The sequence below is a fragment of the Microbacterium sp. NPDC057658 genome (genome assembly GCF_042799975.1).
Classification (GTDB): domain Bacteria; phylum Actinomycetota; class Actinomycetes; order Actinomycetales; family Microbacteriaceae; genus Microbacterium.
Map to the genome: position 1 here is coordinate 475,640 of NZ_JBHVHT010000001.1, position 16,350 is coordinate 491,989.

Sequence of the window (16,350 nt, forward strand, 5' to 3'; positions counted from 1 at the left end):
GCCCTTGCGTCCACATAAGCACATCAGCCTCAGCATTGAAGGATGGATATGCAGGAGATCATCGAAGAGGTCCGCTCGTTCGACGGTGTGCTCGTCGTGGCCCCGGAGGCGGGCAGCGACTTCCCCGAGCTGTCATGGGGAGACGCGTACTTCTACCACGCCCCCGACGGCCGGATGCCCGAGCGCACGCAGCCGTACGGAACGATCATCACGAAGGACTATCCCGACGACACGTCCTCCGCTCTGGATGCTCCCGGGCGCTTCCGGGTGAACATCCACGTCGGACGCGAGCGCGCGGAGTCGATCCTCGCGGCGGCGTCTCTCACGCTCGGCGACACCGACCCGACGGCGGTCGACGTCTTCCGCCCTCACCCCCTGTACGGCGACGCCGGCTGGGTGTGCGTGATCGATCCCGCAGAGGCGACGGCGGGTACCGTGCTCGCCCTTCTCCGGGAGGCGCACGAGGCCGCGCGCGCTCGCACCGGACGACGGGCGAGGTGACCCCATGTCCGCTCCGCAGGGCATGACCGAGACCGACCGCCGGATCGTCGCGGTGTGGGCGGCCGACTGCGCCGCGCGCGTGCTGCCGCTGTTCGAGAGCGAGGCCCCGGACGATGACCGTGCGCGCGATGCCATCGCCAGGACGCGCGCCTTCGCGCGGGGCGAGCTCACGGCTGCGGGCGAGATCCGTCGCCGCTTCGTCGCGGGCAGGGCCTCCCGCAGTGCCGTGACCCCTGCCGGCACCGCGGCCGCCCGCGCCGCGGCGCAGGCCGCCGGGGTCGCGCACATGGGAGCGCATGCTCTCGGGGCAGCCGCCTACGCCGCGCGAGCTGTCGAGCTGGCACGCCCGGATGATCCCGACGCCCGTGCCGCCGAAGTGCGCTGGCAACTCGCGCAGCTCTCCCCCGAAGCCGCTGCAGCCCTGCGCACCCTCCCGCCCCTGGGCACCGACCCCGCCGGCCCCCTCGGCCCCGGACTCCTCTCCTCCGGCCCCCTCGGCGTAGTGATCCGCGAGATCCAGACGCACCTCTCGTCGTAAGTCCCGCTTCGAATCGCGCAACTTGCTGCATCTGAGCCCGGAATGGAACCAGGTGCGCGATTCGAAGCGGCCCGACCGCTTCAGCCCCGATTCAGCGACGACGCGCCACACTGGGGGGATGCGGATCCTGGTGGTGGACGACGAGGTGCGTCTGGCCGAGGGCGTGCGCCGCGGACTCGAGGCGGAGGGCTTCGCGGTCGACGTCGCCCACAACGGCATCGACGGCCTCTGGCGGGCCCGCGAGACGCGGTACGACGCCATCGTGCTCGACCTGATGATGCCCGGCATGAGCGGGTGGAAGGTGTGCGAGGCCCTGCGCGCCGAGGAGAACTGGACTCCCGTGCTGATGCTCACCGCCAAGGACGGCGAGTGGGATCAGGTGGAGGCGCTGGAGAGCGGCGCCGACGACTACGTCACCAAGCCCTTCTCGTTCGCGATCCTCGTGGCGCGGCTCCGGGCTCTCGTGCGCCGCGGTGCCGTGGCGCGACCGACGATCCTGGAGGCCGGCGACCTGCGGCTGGACCCCGCCGGACACCACGTGTGGCGTGGCGAGACCCCGATCTCCCTCACGGCCCGCGAGTTCGCGGTGCTCGAGCATCTGATGCGCCACCGCGGGCAGGTGCTGTCGAAGCGCGACCTCCTGGCCGGCGTCTGGGACGACGACTTCGACGGCGACCCGAACATCGTCGAGGTGTACATCGGCCACCTCCGCCGCAAGGTCGACAAGCCGTTCGGGCGCGAGGCGATCGAGACCATCCGCGGCGCGGGCTATCGGCTGGCGGCGAACGGTGGCTAGGCGGCTCTGGCGGTCGGTCCGCGGCCGGACGACCCTGGGCGCCACCCTCGTCGTCGCAGTCGCGCTGCTCCTCGGAGCCTTCTCCTTCTACGGGGTGCTGAGCGCGAGCATCCACGGCAGCACCGAACGCGCGGCGGAGCAGCGGCTGGAAGAGCTCGTCAGCCGGCTCGACGGTCCGGGACGCCGCGGTCCGGACCAGCTCGATGACGACCTCGTGCAGCTGCTCGGGCGGGACGGAGCGGTGCGCGCGGCGAGCGAGGAGGCCGCCGATGCGCTCGGCGCCACCCCGCTGCCCGTGGACGACGATCCGCAAGTCGTCCGGATCGACGGCGAGCCGATGGTCGTGGTGTCGGAAGACGTCGAGGGCGACCAGACCCTCGTCCTCGCGGTGCCGATGGACGAGGATGCGGAGACCCTGTCGACGGTGGCGACGCTGCTCGTGATCGCCGTCCCCGCGCTGCTGCTGCTCGTGGCCGTCACGACCTGGCTCGTCACGGGGCGCGCGCTGCGCCCTGTCACCCGCATCCGTCAGGAGGTCGAGGGCATCACCGCCGAGCGCCTCGATCACCGGGTGCCCGTTCCCGACACCGCGGACGAGATCCACTCCCTCGCCGTGACGATGAACGGGATGCTCGACCGGCTCGACGCGGCGGCGACCGCGCAGCGCCGCTTCGTGTCCGATGCTTCGCACGAGCTCCGCTCCCCCCTGGCGACGATCCGTCAGCACGCGGAGCTCGCCCAGGCGCACCCGGAGGTGACCAGCATCGACGAGCTCGCGGAGGTGGTGTCCGAGGAGGGGCTGCGGTTGCAGGGCATCGTGGAGTCGCTGCTGCTCCTCGCCCGCCTCGACGAGGGTGTCACCGGGAGCACCGAACCGGTGGACCTGGACGACCTGGCCCTCGCGGAGGTGCGTCGGCTGCGGGCCACCGGGCTCGACGTCGACGGCTCCGGCATCCGTGCGGCCCGCACCGTCGGCGACCCCCGGCTGCTCGGCCAGCTGCTGCGGAACCTCGCCGACAACGCCGCGCGGCACAGCAACGGCCGGGTGGCGATCGGGGTGGAACCGCAGCCGCAGCACGTCGTGATCACGGTCGAAGACGACGGCACCGGCATCCCGCCGGAGGAGCGGGACCGCATCTTCGAGCGCTTCGTCCGGCTCGATGAGGCCCGCAGTCGCGACGCGGGAGGCAGCGGGCTCGGTCTCGCGATCGCCCACGGCATCGCCACCGCCGCCCACGGCGCGATCACGGTGGACACGTCCCGGTGGGGCGGCGCCCGCTTCACCGTCACCCTCCCCTCGGCCGGCCCTCTCTCCTGACCGACCGCCCGGGCACAGCTTCGGAGATCCCCGACGACACCCCGGTCATGGCCGCGCGCAGGCGGCGTGTCGTTCCCGAGCTCCGAAGTCGGGCCCGAGATATCGGTTCCTGAACGGGGCTTCAGGAGGCTTCAGGGTGGCTTCAGCGGCGTCGGGAGACCATCGAAACATGAACGACAAGACTCCTGCTCCCGACCAGAACCCCACGCCGGACGAGAACGACACCGCGGGTCAGAACGCGGCACCCGCGGTCCCGAGCGCGGGCCAGGACCAGCACGCCGGACAGGACTCCCCCGCCGGCCCCGGCACCACCGCCGACGCCCCGACGGTCCCGGTCGCACCGACCCCCGGCCCGAACGCCGCCCCGGAGGCACCGGCCGCCGCAACCCCCGCCACGCCCGGACGCAAGCGCGCGCTCCTGATCGGCGGCGGGATCGCGGCCGCGGTGCTGCTCGCCGGCGGAGGCGTCGCGGTGGGTGCCGCGATCGGCGACGAGTTCGGCGACGACGACGACCGCCCCGCCATGGAGGGCCCCCGACACGAGGGCGACCACGGCCCGCGCGGTGACCACCGCGGCGATGAGGATGCCCGCCCGAGCGGAGACCGGGGCGACCGCGGCCCTGTCACCGGCATCGGCACCGACGACGTCGACGAGCTCCTCGCGATCGCCGCCGCCGCCCAGGACGCCGCCGAGGGCGAGGTCACCTCGATCGACGCGAAGCGCGACGGAACGTGGGAAGTGCAGCTGACCACGTCCGCCGGGGACGAGACCGAGGTGCGCGTGGACGACGACCTCACCGCGACCGTGGTGTCGACCGACGCCGCAGACGACGACGACAAGGGACCGACTCTCACGCTGGACGAGGAGACCATCCGCACTCTCGTCGACGCCGCCCTCGCCGAGGCCGAGGGGATGATCACCGACCTCGATGTGGAATCCGACGACGTGAGCCCCTACGACGCCTCCGTCCTCACGACGGACAACCGCTCGATCGACATCTCCTTCGACGCCTCGTTCGCGGTCGTCGGCACCGACGTCGACGAGTGACCGCGGCCCTGACGGCTAGCATGCAAGGATGACGAACTCCGATCCGATCGACGAGGTCTCCATCGGCGGCGAGGTCATCCGCCTCGGCCAGTTCCTCAAGTTCGCGGGACTGCTGGACTCGGGCGGCGACGCGAAAGAGGTCATCATCGACGGCTACGTCACCGTGAACGGCGAGGTGGACCGGCGCCGCGGGCGTCAGCTCCGCGACGGCGATGTGGTGACCTTCGAGGGCCGGGCGGTCCGCGTCCGGCCCTGACCCGGCATCGCGGAGCCTCCCTCCACCTCCGCGCCCCGGTTCCGCGCCTCGCTCACGAGCACCGCGGTCACCCCGGCGCCGCACAGCACGAACCCGCCGAGCGTGATCGCCGTGAGGGGTTCGCCGAGCAGCAGCGCCCCGCCGATCGCGGTCGCCGGGGCGACGAGGAAGAGCAGCGCCTGCAGTGCGGTGATGCCGACCCGGCGCAGTAGCCACCAGTAGAGGCCATAGGCGCCGAGCGTGGGGAAGACGGCGGTCAGGACCACGGCGATCCAGAACGACGGTCGCGCCGGCGGAACGAGTGCCCCGGCGAGCGCGGCGATGACGAGGAGCAGCACGGCGGTCACGCTCACGTGGATGGTCAGGGTCAGCAGCACCCCCGTACGCACGGCCGTCCGCCGCTGCACCAGGGTGCCGATCACGAGGCAGACCATCGCCGCCGCCGGAAGCAGATACGCGACGAGCGGCGCGGAGCCCGCGCCGAACTGGGACTGCACCACGAGCAGCACCCCCACCGCCCCGATCACCAGTCCCGCCACCTGGGCGCCGCGCACACGGAGGCCCAGCACCGGCCCGACCAGCACGGCGACGAGCAGCGGCTGGACCGCGTCGATCAGCGCGACGGTGCCGGTGGCGATCCCTGCGGCGACGGCTGCGTACACCGCAGCGCAGTACCCGAATTGGGCGAGCGCTCCGATGACCGCTTGGACACCGAGCTCCCGCGCGGTCATCCCCTTCGCCGCTCCGGACACCGCGACAAGGGTCACGAGCAGGACGGCGAGGGGCGTGAACCGCCAGACCAGGAGCGTCAGCGGGTCGACGTCCGCGGTGGCGACCGCGGGGATGAGGAATCCCGAGCTCCACGTGAGGACGAAGGCCACCGCCGCACCCGCGGTCACGACCCGGGAGAGTATACCGATCTGTTTACTCATCCCGTCACTATACAGGTTGGTATACTCGCTGCATGTCGACAACCGTGCCGGAGCTGCCGCCGCTGACGCCCGGGGCGCGCCGCGTGCTCGACGCCGCCTCCGACCTCTTCTACGAGCGCGGCATACACGCCGTCGGGGTCGACACCATCGCCGCTGCGGCCGGGGTGACGAAGAAGACCCTGTACGACCGCTTCGGATCGAAGGAAGCGCTCGTCGTGTCCTACCTGCAGCACCGGGACGCCCGCTGGCGGGATCACGTCGCCGCTCACCTCGCACGGGTCCCGGAGCCGGGGCACGCCCGCGTGCTCGCGATCTTCGATGCCGCCATCTCCTGGGTGCCGGACCACAGCACCAAGGGATGCAGCGCCATCAACGCGCGCGCCGAGATCGACGGCCCCGGGGACGCCCCGCTGGTGCTCGCCGAGGCTCGTCGCGAGAAGGAGTGGCTGCTCGCGGTCTTCGCTGAGCTCTGCGGTGAGGCCGGGTTCCACGACCCGGACCGGCTCGCCGAGACGCTCATGCTCCTCTACGAAGGCGCTATCGTCACCGTCGGCATGGGGACGTTCGCGGAGCCGTTCGCGACCGCTCGGGACAGCGCGCGCCGACTGCTGGAATCCGCTGCGTCCGACGCGTCCTAAACGTCGGTCGTCGAAGAGGACGCGCGCGGCGGAAGCGCCGCACGCACCGTGACCACGAGGAACGCCACGAGCAGCACCACCATCGTCACGTCCGCGACGATGTAGGCGTAGTGCGCGCCATCCGTTCCCGGAGCCTCCTGCCCTGCGATGACGAGGTCGCTGCGCCGATTGAGGATCGGGCGGATGACGATGACCTCGACGAGGAACACCAGCCACAGCCCGCCGAGCAGCAGAGCCGAGGAGCGCCCGGCACGGGCACGGACGCTGACCGCCGTCAACACGAGGAGCACCGCTCCCGCGAGGACGTTGAGGGCGGTGAACACGAGGCGACCGATGCCGAGACCCAGCGGGATCGTGATTCCGGGAGCCAGGAACTTCAGCGGTGCCTCCAGGAACGAGATCGCGATGATCGCCCCGAGCAGGAAAGCGGGCAGCAGCAGGCGCAGCGCCGTCATCGTGCGTCCACCCGTCATGGCCTCAGGCTAACCGGGCGATCCGCACCCCCGGCGGCGGGTGACCGTGGAAATCGGCCCCTCGCTCCACGCTCAGGGGATAATGGGTAACATGCCACGTCCTACCGACGCCTACCGCGGACTCATGCAGAGCAGCCGGCTGCGGGTTCTCGCCGCCTTGATGGACACTCCGGGAATCGGCCTCGCCGAGCTCTCCCTCCGCATGGGCCTCCACGTGAACACCCTGCGCGACCACCTCCGCGTGCTCGAGGGTGAGGGTCTCGCCCGGTCCGAGGTGGAGCACACGGGCCGCCGAGGAAGACCGCGCCTGCGCTTCTCCCCCGTGCTGCCGAGTGAGCCGAATGAGATCGAGGAACGGCGGGTCCAGGAGGCGATCCGCCACGGCGACCTCATGCGCGCGGTGCTCCCGGCGACGCGATCGGGCCTGCCCGAGGCCGCGACGCATCAGCTCGACGCACTGTTCCATCACCTCGACGACGTGGGCCTGCAGCCCGACATCGACGAGAAGGCGATGACCGTCGACCTCTCCCCCTGCCGCTTCCACACCCTGCTGACCGATGACCAGACCGTGGTCTGCCGGGTGCACGAGGAGCTCATGAAGTCGGTGCTGGCGAGAGCGGGCGGACCCGTGGAGATCGAACGCGTGATCCCGTTCACGAGCGCGCACTCGTGCCACGTCCGGCTCAGCCTCCGCGAGGAGTCGGCGTCCGACGCAGGAAGCTGACGCCGGGGGTCAGTTGAAGTCGCCGCCCGGCGCCATGTCGGCGAACCGGGAGTAGTGCCCCTGGAAGGCGACGGTGATGGTCGCGGTCGGACCGTTACGGTGCTTGGCCACGATGAGGTCGGCCTCGCCGGGACGGACGTCCTTGTCGTAGACCGAGTCGCGGTGCAGCAGGATGACCATGTCGGCGTCCTGCTCGATCGATCCGGACTCTCGCAGGTCGCTGATCGCGGGCTTCTTGTCCTGGCGCTGCTCGGGACCACGGTTCAGCTGCGACAGCGCGATGACCGGCACCTGCAGCTCCTTGGCGATGAGCTTGAGGCTTCGGGAGAACTCCGAGACCTCCTGCTGACGGGACTCGACGCGCTTACCCGACGTCATGAGCTGGAGGTAGTCGATGATGACCATGCGCAGACCGGCCCGCTGCTTCAGCCGTCGGCACTTCGCCCGGATCTCGACGAGCGTCATGTTCGGGCTGTCGTCGATGTAGAGCGGGGCGTCGTTGATGCGGCCGCGGGTGGCGGCGACCGTCGTCCAGTCCCGCGGGTCGAGCGTTCCCTTGCGCATGTTCTGCAGCGGGATCGCCCCCTCGGCGCTGAGCAGACGCATCGCGATCTCGCTCTTGCCCATCTCGAGGGAGAAGAAGATCGAGGGGAAGTCGTGCCCGATCGAGGCCGCACGGGCGAAGTCGAGGGCGAGCGTGGACTTTCCCATCGCGGGTCGCGCGGCGACGACGATCATCTGCCCGCCGTGCAGGCCGTTGGTGAGCTCGTCGAGCTCGCGGAAGCCGGTGGGGATGCCTGTCATGGAACCGTCGCGGCCGTTGGCTGCCTCGATCTCCTCGACCGCGGCGTCGACCGCGACCGTGAGCGGCACGTAGTCCTCCGCCGTCTCCGAGCCGGTCACCGAATAGATCTCGGCCTGCGCGTTGTTGACGATGTCGGTCGCGTCGCCCTGGCCGTCGTAGCCGAGCTGGACGATGCGCGTCCCGGCGTCGACGAGGCGGCGGAGGATCGCGCGCTCGGAGACGATGCCGGCGTAGTAGCCGGCGTTGGCCGCGGTCGGGACGATCGACGTGAGCGTGTGCAGGTAGTCGGCGCCGCCGGCCTTGTTCAGCTCACCGGTCTTGATCAGCTCGTCGGTGACCGCGACGACGTCGGTCGGCTCGCCGTGGGAGTAGAGCGAGAGGATCGCCTCGAAGATGAGCTCGTGCTTGGGAATGTAGAAGTCGGCGCCCTTGAGCGTCTCGATCACATCGGCGACGGCGTCCTTCGACAGGAGCATGCCCCCCAGGGCGCTCTGCTCGGCGAGGAGGTCGTGCGGAGGGGTGCGCTCGGGCGGACGCTGCCCTCCCAGGCGCTCCTCGGAGATGTCGGCGATCGACACTGTGTTCCCTTCGATGCGACGGTTCTGAGGCGGGCCCCGCGCGCGCATCCGCGGATGCCGGTGCGGGGGACCGCGGCCGCGCGGCGGCCATCCCCAGACAAGCAGGTGCCCCCGACATTCGGTCGCTCGACCACGCTATGAGCGGTCTCCACACGGTGCAACACGGCCTGTGGATAACCATGTGGACAGCGTGCGGACAATCTCGGAGTGTCTGTGCAGAACAGGTGTGGATAACCCGGTGGACGGTGTGAACACCGAACTTTTTTTACTGCCCTGACCGGGGTTTCATCGTTTCCCCACCCTGTGGATGAAAACGAGTTTAAATTGCGCATTGAAGGTTTCCCCTCCGGAGGGGGCATGTGTAGAACCTGGGGAAAGTCAAGCCGGAAATCCGCCGGGCGCGTCACGATCTGACACGAGAAGAATCGGATGTAAACGCCCCTGGACAGACAGGGGGTCCGCGAGTATTCTGCCTCCCATCGACACACCCGTGGACCTTCGGAGGGGGAGGACGACGTGGACGCTCGGACCACCCGACGCGGCGTACCCCACGCCGTCCTCTGGGGTGGAATCGGCGCGCTCGCCTGGGCAGCCCTGACCGTCCTCACCGGCGGCGGCTCCGCGCACGCGGACGAGCAGCCGAAGGGTCCGCTCGACAGCCTCACCTCGGTCGTATCCGAGACCGTCACCGCCGTGACGAAGCCGGTCGTGAACGACGTCGTGGCTCCGGTGGTGAACCAGGTGGCGACTCCGGTGGTCCAGGAGGTCGTCGCGCCCGTGGTGCACGAGGTCGTGGCTCCGGTCGTGACCCACACCGTCGCTCCCGTGCAGGAGGGCGCTCCCGCCGTCGTCGAGACGGTGACCGAGACGGTGACGCAGGTCCCGGTCGTCGGAGACACCGCGGCCCCGGTGCTCGAGGCGGTCGCCGAGACCACCGAGACGGTCGTCGAGCCCCTGACCGACGTGCTCGGCTCTGCACCGGTCTCACAGATCACGGCGCCCGTGCTCGACCTCGTCGGCGGCCTTCCGCTGGTCGGCGGCATCGTCGTCGACTCCGGCGCCATCGACCTGGTCGAGAACGTCGTCGGCGTCGTCGATGGCACGACCGGCCTGATCGGCGGCGTCGTCGATGAGACCGTTCCGCCGGTCGTCGAGGTGCTCACGCCACTCGAGCCGGCCGCACCGCAGACCCCGGAGGGCTCCGTCCCCGCGGGTGTGACAACGGCGCGCGACGAGATCGGCGCGCTTCCCGAGCCTGCGCCCGCACCGTCGGCCTCCCCGAGCACGGGCCAGCGCTCTGCGCTCCGTACCGTGGCTTCCTTTGCAGGCCCGGTCTCCGCGCCCCACTCCTCGGACGCCGGCGCCGGTGACACCGCTCCGGTGCCGCTCGGTGCTCCTCCGGCCGCTCCGGCCGCCCCCGCCTCTTCCTCCGCCACCTCGGCCGGAGGTTCCGCCAGCGCCCCCGCTCGCCTCAGCGAGATCGGGGCGACCCCGCTCCGTGCTGGGGAGCGGGCAGCCGGCGCACGGGACGACGTCCTTCCGGGCGCCCCCGTCGCCGACACCGACGTCTCTCCCGACTGACGGACTGTCGCGTCATCCCACCCGGATGACAGATGCCGTGCTGCGCGCGCACTTCCTCGCGTGCATCCCATCAGACAGACCAGTCACGTCAGGAGAACCATCATGCGTACCTATGCGAAGCGCGTCCTCTGGGGCACGCTCATCGCCGGCGGGATCACCCTGCTCGGCGCGACGGCCGCCAATGCGGCCGAGACATCCGGAGACGACGGCTTGCTCTCCGGCACCCAGGCCGTAGCACCCATCACCGCCCCGATCACGGTCGTCGACAACGCGATCTCCGTGCTCGGCGACGCGGCATCCACGGCCTCTGCCCCGGCCCCTGCTCCGGCACCGGCTCCCGCTCCCGCCCCGGCTCCCGCCCCCGCTCCGCAGACGAGCGGCGCGGAGGGCACGGCATCCGGCACCCAAGCCGTGGTGACCGTGAACCTTCCCGTCACGGTGACGGACAACGCCATCAGTCTCACCGAAGACTCCACGACCAGCACCCCGGCCGCCGCTCCTCCCCAGAGCGCGGCTCCCCAGGCCCCTGACGCGGCCGGGGTGCTTTCCCTCGACACGGACGGCCTGGATGGTGTGCTCTCGGGCACCCAGGCTCTCGTGGCGGTCAACGCCCCGGTGACCGTGTCCGACAACGCCATCTCGCTGCTCGGTGACTCCGAGTCGGCCGCCGAGGGAGAGAGCGCCGCAGCACCGGTGCCTGCCCCGGCGACCGGGTCGAGCACCTCGGGCGAGGACGGCACCGCGAGCGGCACCCAGGTCGTCGCCCCGGTGACGGCCCCGGTCACGGTGGGCGGCAACGCCATCTCGGTCCTCGGCGACAGCGAGGCCTCCGGCACCTCCGGCGGCACCGCGGCCCCGACCGCACCCGCGGCCGGCGGGAGCACCACCGGCGGTGAGGACAGCATCCTCGGAGGCACGCAGGCCGTGGCACCCGTGACGGCGCCTGTCACCGTCGGCGGCAACGCCATCTCACTCCTCGGCGACAGCGAGGCCACCGGCACCACCGGCGGCACTGCGACCCCGACCGCACCCGCGACCGGGTCGAGCACCTCGGGCGAGGACGGCACCGCGAGCGGCACCCAGGTCGTCGCCCCGGTGACGGCCCCGGTCACCGTCGACGGCAACGCCATCTCACTCCTCGGCGACAGCGAGGCCTCCGGCACCACCGGCGGCACCGCGACCCCGACCGCACCCGCGACCGGGTCAAGCACCTCGGGCGAGGACGGCACCGCGAGCGGCACCCAGGTCGTCGCCCCGGTGACGGCCCCGGTCAGCGTCGGCGGCAACGCCATCTCGCTCCTCGGCGACAGCGAGGCCTCCGGCACCTCCGGCACCACGTCCCCGACCGCACCCGCGACCGGCGGCAGCACCACCGGCGGCGACGACAGCACCCTCGGCGGCACCCAGGTGGTCGCACCCGTGACCGCCCCCATCGGCGTCACCGGCAACGCCATCTCCGTCACCGACGACGCCACGGTCACCGGCACCACCGGCGGCACCACGTCCCCGACCGCACCCGCGACCGGAGGCAGCACCACCGGCGGCGACGACAGCATCCTCGGCGGGACTCAGCTGGAGCTCCCCGTGACGCTTCCCATCACGATCGGCGGGAACGCGATCTCCGTCGTCGGCGAGAGCACGGTGACCGATCCCGGCTCGAACCCCGGAACGGGCCCGGGCACGGATCCGGGCACTGATCCCGGAACGGACCCGGGCACCGACCCCGGCACCGACCCCGGCACGGACCCGGGCACCGACCCCGGCACCGACCCCGGCACGGACCCCGGCACCAACCCCGGCACCGACCCCGGAGTGAACCCGGGAACGACGCCGAGCACCGGAGCCGGCATGACCAGCATGCCCTGGGCTGCGGGTGCCGCCGCGACGGGTGAGGCCACCGGCCTCGCGATGACCGGTGGCGCCTCGGCCGCGTGGCTGTGGGCCCTCGCCGCTCTCCTGCTGCTGGGAGGTGCGGGCCTGCTGCGCCGTCGCACGGCGTAGGCGCTGAGCCCCGGCGGCGGCGATGTCCTCGGGGGAGGAGACTCGCCCCCGCCGGTGCGCGGCAGCGTCCGCACGTGCGGTGCAGCCCTCGCTGCGCTTCCTCTGCCGAGCGTGACCGCCGCGCAATCGGCGGATGCCCCGTGGTCCCCCCACCGCGGGGCATCCGTGTGCCCGTTCTGCGGACGCACGGGACGCGATGCGGGGGCTTAGCCGAGCTCCTGGAGCTCCGCCGTCATGTCGCCGCCTGCGTCTCCGGTGTTGACCGTGCCCTTCGGCTCGAAGAGGATCGCGTGCACCTCTTCCTCGGCTTTCGGGCAGTGCTCGACGCCCCGGGGCACCACGAACACGTCGTTCGGGTTCAGGACGACGTCGCGGTCGCGGAGCTGGATCGTCAGGCGTCCGCTCACCACGAAGAACAGTTCGTCGGTCTCGGGATGCGTGTGCCAGACGAACTCGCCCTGCAGCTTCACGACCTTGACGTCGTAGTCGTTGACGCTCGTCAGCCGGTGCGGCTGCCAGTGCTCGTGGATGGTGGACAGGGCCTCGTGCACATTGCGAACGTCGTCCGTCATGGCCAGCAGCCTATCCTCACGGCAGGACGATCGACCCGTCGGCGTCGACGACGACAGCACTGCCCGGGAAGTCCCGCCGGCCGCGCTCGTCCATCAGGGCGCCGGCCCGACCGGTCGGATCGGGCTCCGGGGCGCCGCCGTCGGCCGCCAAGCGGATCGAGCGGACCTGTCCGCCGAGAAACGTTCCGTCGGCACGGAGACGGACCGACAGGTAGGCGCCGAAGCGCGTCTCCTCCTCGGCCCCGAAGACGCCCCCTCCCGCGAAGTTGCCCAGACTGTAGGCGATGAGGCGGCCGCGGTAGAACTCCGCACCCCGGACGACGTGCGGGCCGTGCCCGACCACCAGATCGGCCCCGGCGTCGACGGCCGCGTGCGCGAACGCCTGCGGATCGCCCCGGTTCTCCCCGAAGCTGAGCTCGGTCCCCCCGGTGACCGCGTCGGCCTCCGGTCCCTCGGCGCCCATGTGCGCGTGGACGACGACGAGATCGGCCTGCTCCGCCGCCGCGCGCACCACCTGACCGACGTGACGGAGGTCGGTGACCCTGTTGAATCCCCCATAGGGCGCGAAACCGACCAGGGCCACGGTGCTCTCCCCCACCCTCGTCACGACGACCTCGTTCCGATCCCCGACGGCGTCCATGCCCTCCGCGCGCAGGACAGCCCTCGTCTCGTCGACGCCCTTCCGGCCGAAGTCGTGACTGTGGTTGTTCGCCTGATTGAGCACGTCGAAGCCGCGCAGCGCCGCAGCGGCATCCGGCTCGCTGCGGAACGCGAGGCAGTGGTCGCTCCCGCCGCACTTGTCGACGCCGGTGTCCGCCGCGATCACCTGCTCCAGATTGCCGGTGACGAGGTCCTCGGTGAACCAGGGGCGTACCTCGTCGAAGGTCGATCGCCCGCGATCCGCCGGGATTCCGCGCGACGCGTCGTACAGCAGGATGTCGCCCACGGCGCCGATGCTGACTTCTCCCTCGCTGGTGGCGGCGCGGTCGATGATCGCGGAAGGCCGAGCGGGGATCGCCGCTGCCGCGGTGACGGCGAGGCCGACCCCCAGCAGTGCCAGCACCGCGACCGGGGTCCGCCAGGGGACTCTGCGTGGCGCGCCGTCGACCGCGGCCCGCCGACGAGGCAGATCCCACAGCCAGGCGAGTCCGTCGCGAGCGGTGAGCCGATCGAGGCCGATGCACGCGGCGACGAGACCCACCGTGAGCACGATCGGGAGCAGGAGGGCCGCGATCAGCTGCACCGCCTGCCCCGCGTCGGACAGCACTCCCACGAGCGCGGCGTCGGCGAGCGCGAGCAGCGGCATGTGCAGGAGGTAGATCGGCAGGGTGCGGACGCCGAGCGCCTGCAGACCCCGCCCGACCAGAGGGAGGCCCGCGAGGATCGGGGCGACCGCGATTCCCATCGCCACCCCGAGGACGGACACGGTCGGCCACACCCCGGGAACGGTCTCCGTGCCCGTCACGCGCATGACGGCGTAGGCGGCGAGGTACCCGAGGATCAGGGCCCCGGCGAGTGCGGGTCGCGGTCGAGCGGTGAAGCGACGGATGCGCGGCGCGAGGTATGCACCTCCGAGGAAGAAGAAGAGGTTGTAGAGGAGCGATCCGCGGTTGCTCACCACGTCGACCAGTCCGGCGGCCACCGCCACCGAGAGCATGCCGGCACCCACCAGCAGGACGCCGCGCGGCAGTCGGTGCAGGCCCTTCGCGACGACGAAGTACAGCGCGAGCGCGTAGAGGTACCAGGTGTTCGGCGGGCTGATCGTCACCCCCTCCACGAACGCGGAGACGCTCCGCGGCACGAACGTCGGGAAGTCCGGGAATGCCCACATCGCGGCGGCGTGGATGAGGCTCCACAGCAGATACAGGTAGAGGAAGCGGACGACGCGGGGACGGAACACGACGGCCCACGGTCGGGCCAGCGCCGCGGAGGCGAAGTACCCGGACAGGAACAGGAACAACGGCATGAGGAACGGCCAGATGAGGTCGCTCGCGAGACCCCAGGCTCCGGGGAGGGGGATGCCGAGCCGCCAGTCGACCTGCAGGTAGGTCTTCAGCACGACGTGCCAGAACACCACGAGGACGATCAGCAGCCCCTTCGCGGCATCGCCCCAGGGCGCTCTGGATGTCGGGAAGGGGGGTGGTGTCACCATGGAATCGAGCCAACAGCACAGCATGTTGCGTCGGCGTATGAGAAATGTCGCCTGATCCTCACCTCGTCCCGATGCAGAACGCCCCCTGTCCCGGAGGACAGGGGGCGTTCCGTTCGACAGGCGTGCGCCCGTCGGGTGCCTTACTTGGCGGCGACGACCTGCAGCGTGATGACGGCAGTGACGTCCTCGTGCAGACGCACGGTCGCCTCGTGCTCACCAGTCGCCTTGATGGGCGAGGGGATGTGCACCTTGCGCTTGTCGATCGAGCCGAGGCCCGCAGCCGTGACGGCCTCTGCGACGTCGGCGGTCTTCACCGAGCCGAACAGACGGCCTTCCTTGCCGGCCTTCACCGCGAGACGCACCTTGGTGCCCTCGAGGGTGTTCTTCAGGGCCACAGCCTCGTCGCGGTCGTGGATCGCGCGTGCCTGACGCGCGGCCTGGATCGACGCGACCTGCTTTTCGCCACCACGGGTCCACGCCGTAGCGAAGCCCTGGGGGATGAGGTAGTTGCGGGCGTACCCGTTCTTGACCTCGACCACGTCACCGGCGCTACCCAGCCCGGCGACCTCGTTCGTGAGAATCAGCTTTGCCATCTCAGTACCCCTTACCGGCCGGCGCCAGCGTAGGGCAGGAGCGCCATCTCGCGCGCGTTCTTGATCGCGGTGGCGATCAGACGCTGCTCCTGCACCGACACACCGGTGATGCGACGGGCGCGGATCTTGCCGCGCTCCGAGACGAACTTGCGGAGGGTGGCGACATCCTTGTAATCGATGACGCCGACCCGGATGGACTTCGCGGGAGCGGCGTTCTTCGCGCCCTTCCGCGGCTTGCGGCGGTCGCCGCTCGACTTTCCAGCCATTGCTTTTCCTTAGTGATGAGCGGGGTGCGGCCCTTCGACAAGCTCAGGGACCCACCCGTGAAGAAGTGTTTTCAGAAGGGGGTGTCGTCGCCGAAGCTGCCCGGAGTGCTCCAGGCATCGGCGCTGGTCGACGAGCCGGGCGTGGACCACGGCTCCTCCGACACCTGCTGCTGCTGCGCGGGACGGGACTGTCCCCCGCCGCCACCGCCCGAGGCCGCACGGGTGACCTGCGCGGTCGCGTACCGCAGCGAGGGGCCGATCTCGTCGACCTCCAGCTCGATCGCGGTGCGCTGGTTGCCCTCACGGTCCTGGTAGGAACGCTGGCGCAGACGACCCTGCGCGATCACGCGCATGCCCTTGGTGAGCGAGCCCGCCACGTGCTCGGCGAACTCACGCCACACCGAGGCGCGGAGGAACAGCGCTTCGCCGTCCTTCCACTCGTTCGCGGCACGGTCGAAGTTGCGAGGCGTCGATGCGATGGTGAAGTTCGCCACCGGCAGCCCGTTCTGCGTGTAGCGCAGCTCGGGGTCGGCGGTGAGGTTGCCCACCACGGTGATGACGGTTTCGCCGGCCATGAG

The 16,350-nt window shown here is 71.1% G+C and carries 18 protein-coding genes; 10 read left to right on the top strand and 8 right to left on the bottom strand.

The genetic code is table 11. From position 1 onward, the window contains the following. Positions 1-42: 42 nt before the first annotated feature. The 6 genes from ACFU8V_RS02260 (at position 43) to ACFU8V_RS02285 (ending at position 4,457) form a co-directional block, all read left to right on the top strand. Entirely contained in the window at positions 43-501 is a 459-nt protein-coding gene (locus ACFU8V_RS02260; RefSeq protein ID WP_378868683.1) for a DUF6194 family protein, read from the top strand. A 4-nt stretch (positions 502-505) separates the two neighbouring features. After that, positions 506-1,039 (top strand): putative immunity protein, encoded by a 534-nt coding sequence (locus tag ACFU8V_RS02265; protein WP_249521169.1) that lies wholly within the window; start codon positions 506-508, stop codon positions 1,037-1,039. A 118-nt stretch (positions 1,040-1,157) separates the two neighbouring features. Further along, entirely contained in the window at positions 1,158-1,835 is a 678-nt protein-coding gene (locus ACFU8V_RS02270) for a response regulator transcription factor (protein WP_025102802.1), read from the top strand. Beyond that, positions 1,828-3,153 carry a sensor histidine kinase gene (locus ACFU8V_RS02275; RefSeq protein WP_378868687.1) on the top strand — a complete coding sequence of 442 codons (1,326 nt, stop codon included), beginning with the start codon at positions 1,828-1,830 and terminating at the stop codon, positions 3,151-3,153. Before ACFU8V_RS02270 ends, ACFU8V_RS02275 begins: the two co-directional genes overlap by 8 nt. A 169-nt stretch (positions 3,154-3,322) precedes the next feature. Next, positions 3,323-4,201, top strand: coding sequence for a hypothetical protein (locus ACFU8V_RS02280; protein WP_378868690.1), 879 nt, complete (start codon positions 3,323-3,325; stop codon positions 4,199-4,201). 28 nt (positions 4,202-4,229) lie between these two features. Then, positions 4,230-4,457: an RNA-binding S4 domain-containing protein gene (locus ACFU8V_RS02285; RefSeq protein ID WP_025102805.1), complete on the top strand. Its 228-nt coding sequence runs from the start codon at positions 4,230-4,232 to the stop codon at positions 4,455-4,457. Here the strand turns inward: ACFU8V_RS02285 and ACFU8V_RS02290 are convergent. Next, a complete protein-coding gene (locus ACFU8V_RS02290; RefSeq protein ID WP_240183547.1) occupies positions 4,397-5,389 on the bottom strand; it encodes a DMT family transporter in 993 nt (330 codons plus the stop codon). The genes ACFU8V_RS02285 and ACFU8V_RS02290 overlap by 61 nt on opposite strands. A 32-nt stretch (positions 5,390-5,421) precedes the next feature. Here ACFU8V_RS02290 and ACFU8V_RS02295 point away from each other — a divergent pair, with 32 nt between their 5' ends. After that, a complete protein-coding gene (locus ACFU8V_RS02295) occupies positions 5,422-6,027 on the top strand; it encodes a TetR/AcrR family transcriptional regulator (protein WP_378868694.1) in 606 nt (201 codons plus the stop codon). Here ACFU8V_RS02295 and ACFU8V_RS02300 read toward each other — a convergent pair. Further along, complete coding sequence (locus ACFU8V_RS02300; RefSeq protein WP_253247393.1) at positions 6,024-6,500, bottom strand: hypothetical protein; 477 nt, start codon at positions 6,498-6,500, stop codon at positions 6,024-6,026. The genes ACFU8V_RS02295 and ACFU8V_RS02300 overlap by 4 nt on opposite strands. A gap of 91 nt (positions 6,501-6,591) precedes the next feature. On the opposite strand from ACFU8V_RS02300, the gene ACFU8V_RS02305 reads away from it, so the two are divergent. After that, positions 6,592-7,224 (top strand): winged helix-turn-helix transcriptional regulator, encoded by a 633-nt coding sequence (locus tag ACFU8V_RS02305; RefSeq protein ID WP_085605250.1) that lies wholly within the window; start codon positions 6,592-6,594, stop codon positions 7,222-7,224. A 9-nt stretch (positions 7,225-7,233) separates the two neighbouring features. Here the strand turns inward: ACFU8V_RS02305 and dnaB are convergent, their stop codons facing one another. Beyond that, complete coding sequence (gene dnaB / locus ACFU8V_RS02310; RefSeq protein ID WP_025102810.1) at positions 7,234-8,607, bottom strand: replicative DNA helicase; 1,374 nt, start codon at positions 8,605-8,607, stop codon at positions 7,234-7,236. A gap of 516 nt (positions 8,608-9,123) precedes the next feature. Here dnaB and ACFU8V_RS02315 point away from each other — a divergent pair. Both ACFU8V_RS02315 and ACFU8V_RS02320 read left to right on the top strand, forming a co-directional pair. Continuing rightward, positions 9,124-10,188, top strand: a complete 1,065-nt coding sequence (locus ACFU8V_RS02315; RefSeq protein WP_378868699.1) for a hypothetical protein — start codon at positions 9,124-9,126, stop codon at positions 10,186-10,188. A gap of 102 nt (positions 10,189-10,290) precedes the next feature. Then, positions 10,291-12,189 carry a beta strand repeat-containing protein gene (locus tag ACFU8V_RS02320; RefSeq protein ID WP_378868702.1) on the top strand — a complete coding sequence of 633 codons (1,899 nt, stop codon included), beginning with the start codon at positions 10,291-10,293 and terminating at the stop codon, positions 12,187-12,189. 206 nt (positions 12,190-12,395) lie between these two features. On the opposite strand, the gene ACFU8V_RS02325 is transcribed toward ACFU8V_RS02320, so the two are convergent. The 5 genes from ACFU8V_RS02325 to ACFU8V_RS02345 form a co-directional block, all read right to left on the bottom strand. Next, on the bottom strand, positions 12,396-12,761 hold the full coding sequence (locus ACFU8V_RS02325) for a cupin domain-containing protein (protein WP_071329808.1): 366 nt from the start codon (positions 12,759-12,761) through the stop codon (positions 12,396-12,398). A 16-nt stretch (positions 12,762-12,777) separates the two neighbouring features. Further along, the gene (locus ACFU8V_RS02330) at positions 12,778-14,913 is read right to left on the bottom strand and encodes a CapA family protein (protein WP_378868705.1); all 2,136 of its coding nucleotides are present in this window, start codon (positions 14,911-14,913) and stop codon (positions 12,778-12,780) included. A gap of 140 nt (positions 14,914-15,053) precedes the next feature. Next, positions 15,054-15,506, bottom strand: a complete 453-nt coding sequence (rplI, locus tag ACFU8V_RS02335; protein ID WP_025102814.1) for a 50S ribosomal protein L9 — start codon at positions 15,504-15,506, stop codon at positions 15,054-15,056. Between the two features lie 11 nt (positions 15,507-15,517). Then, positions 15,518-15,772: a 30S ribosomal protein S18 gene (rpsR, locus tag ACFU8V_RS02340; protein ID WP_017203799.1), complete on the bottom strand. Its 255-nt coding sequence runs from the start codon at positions 15,770-15,772 to the stop codon at positions 15,518-15,520. 71 nt (positions 15,773-15,843) lie between these two features. After that, positions 15,844-16,347, bottom strand: coding sequence for a single-stranded DNA-binding protein (locus ACFU8V_RS02345; RefSeq protein WP_025102815.1), 504 nt, complete (start codon positions 16,345-16,347; stop codon positions 15,844-15,846). Between the last annotated feature and the right edge of the window lie 3 nt (positions 16,348-16,350).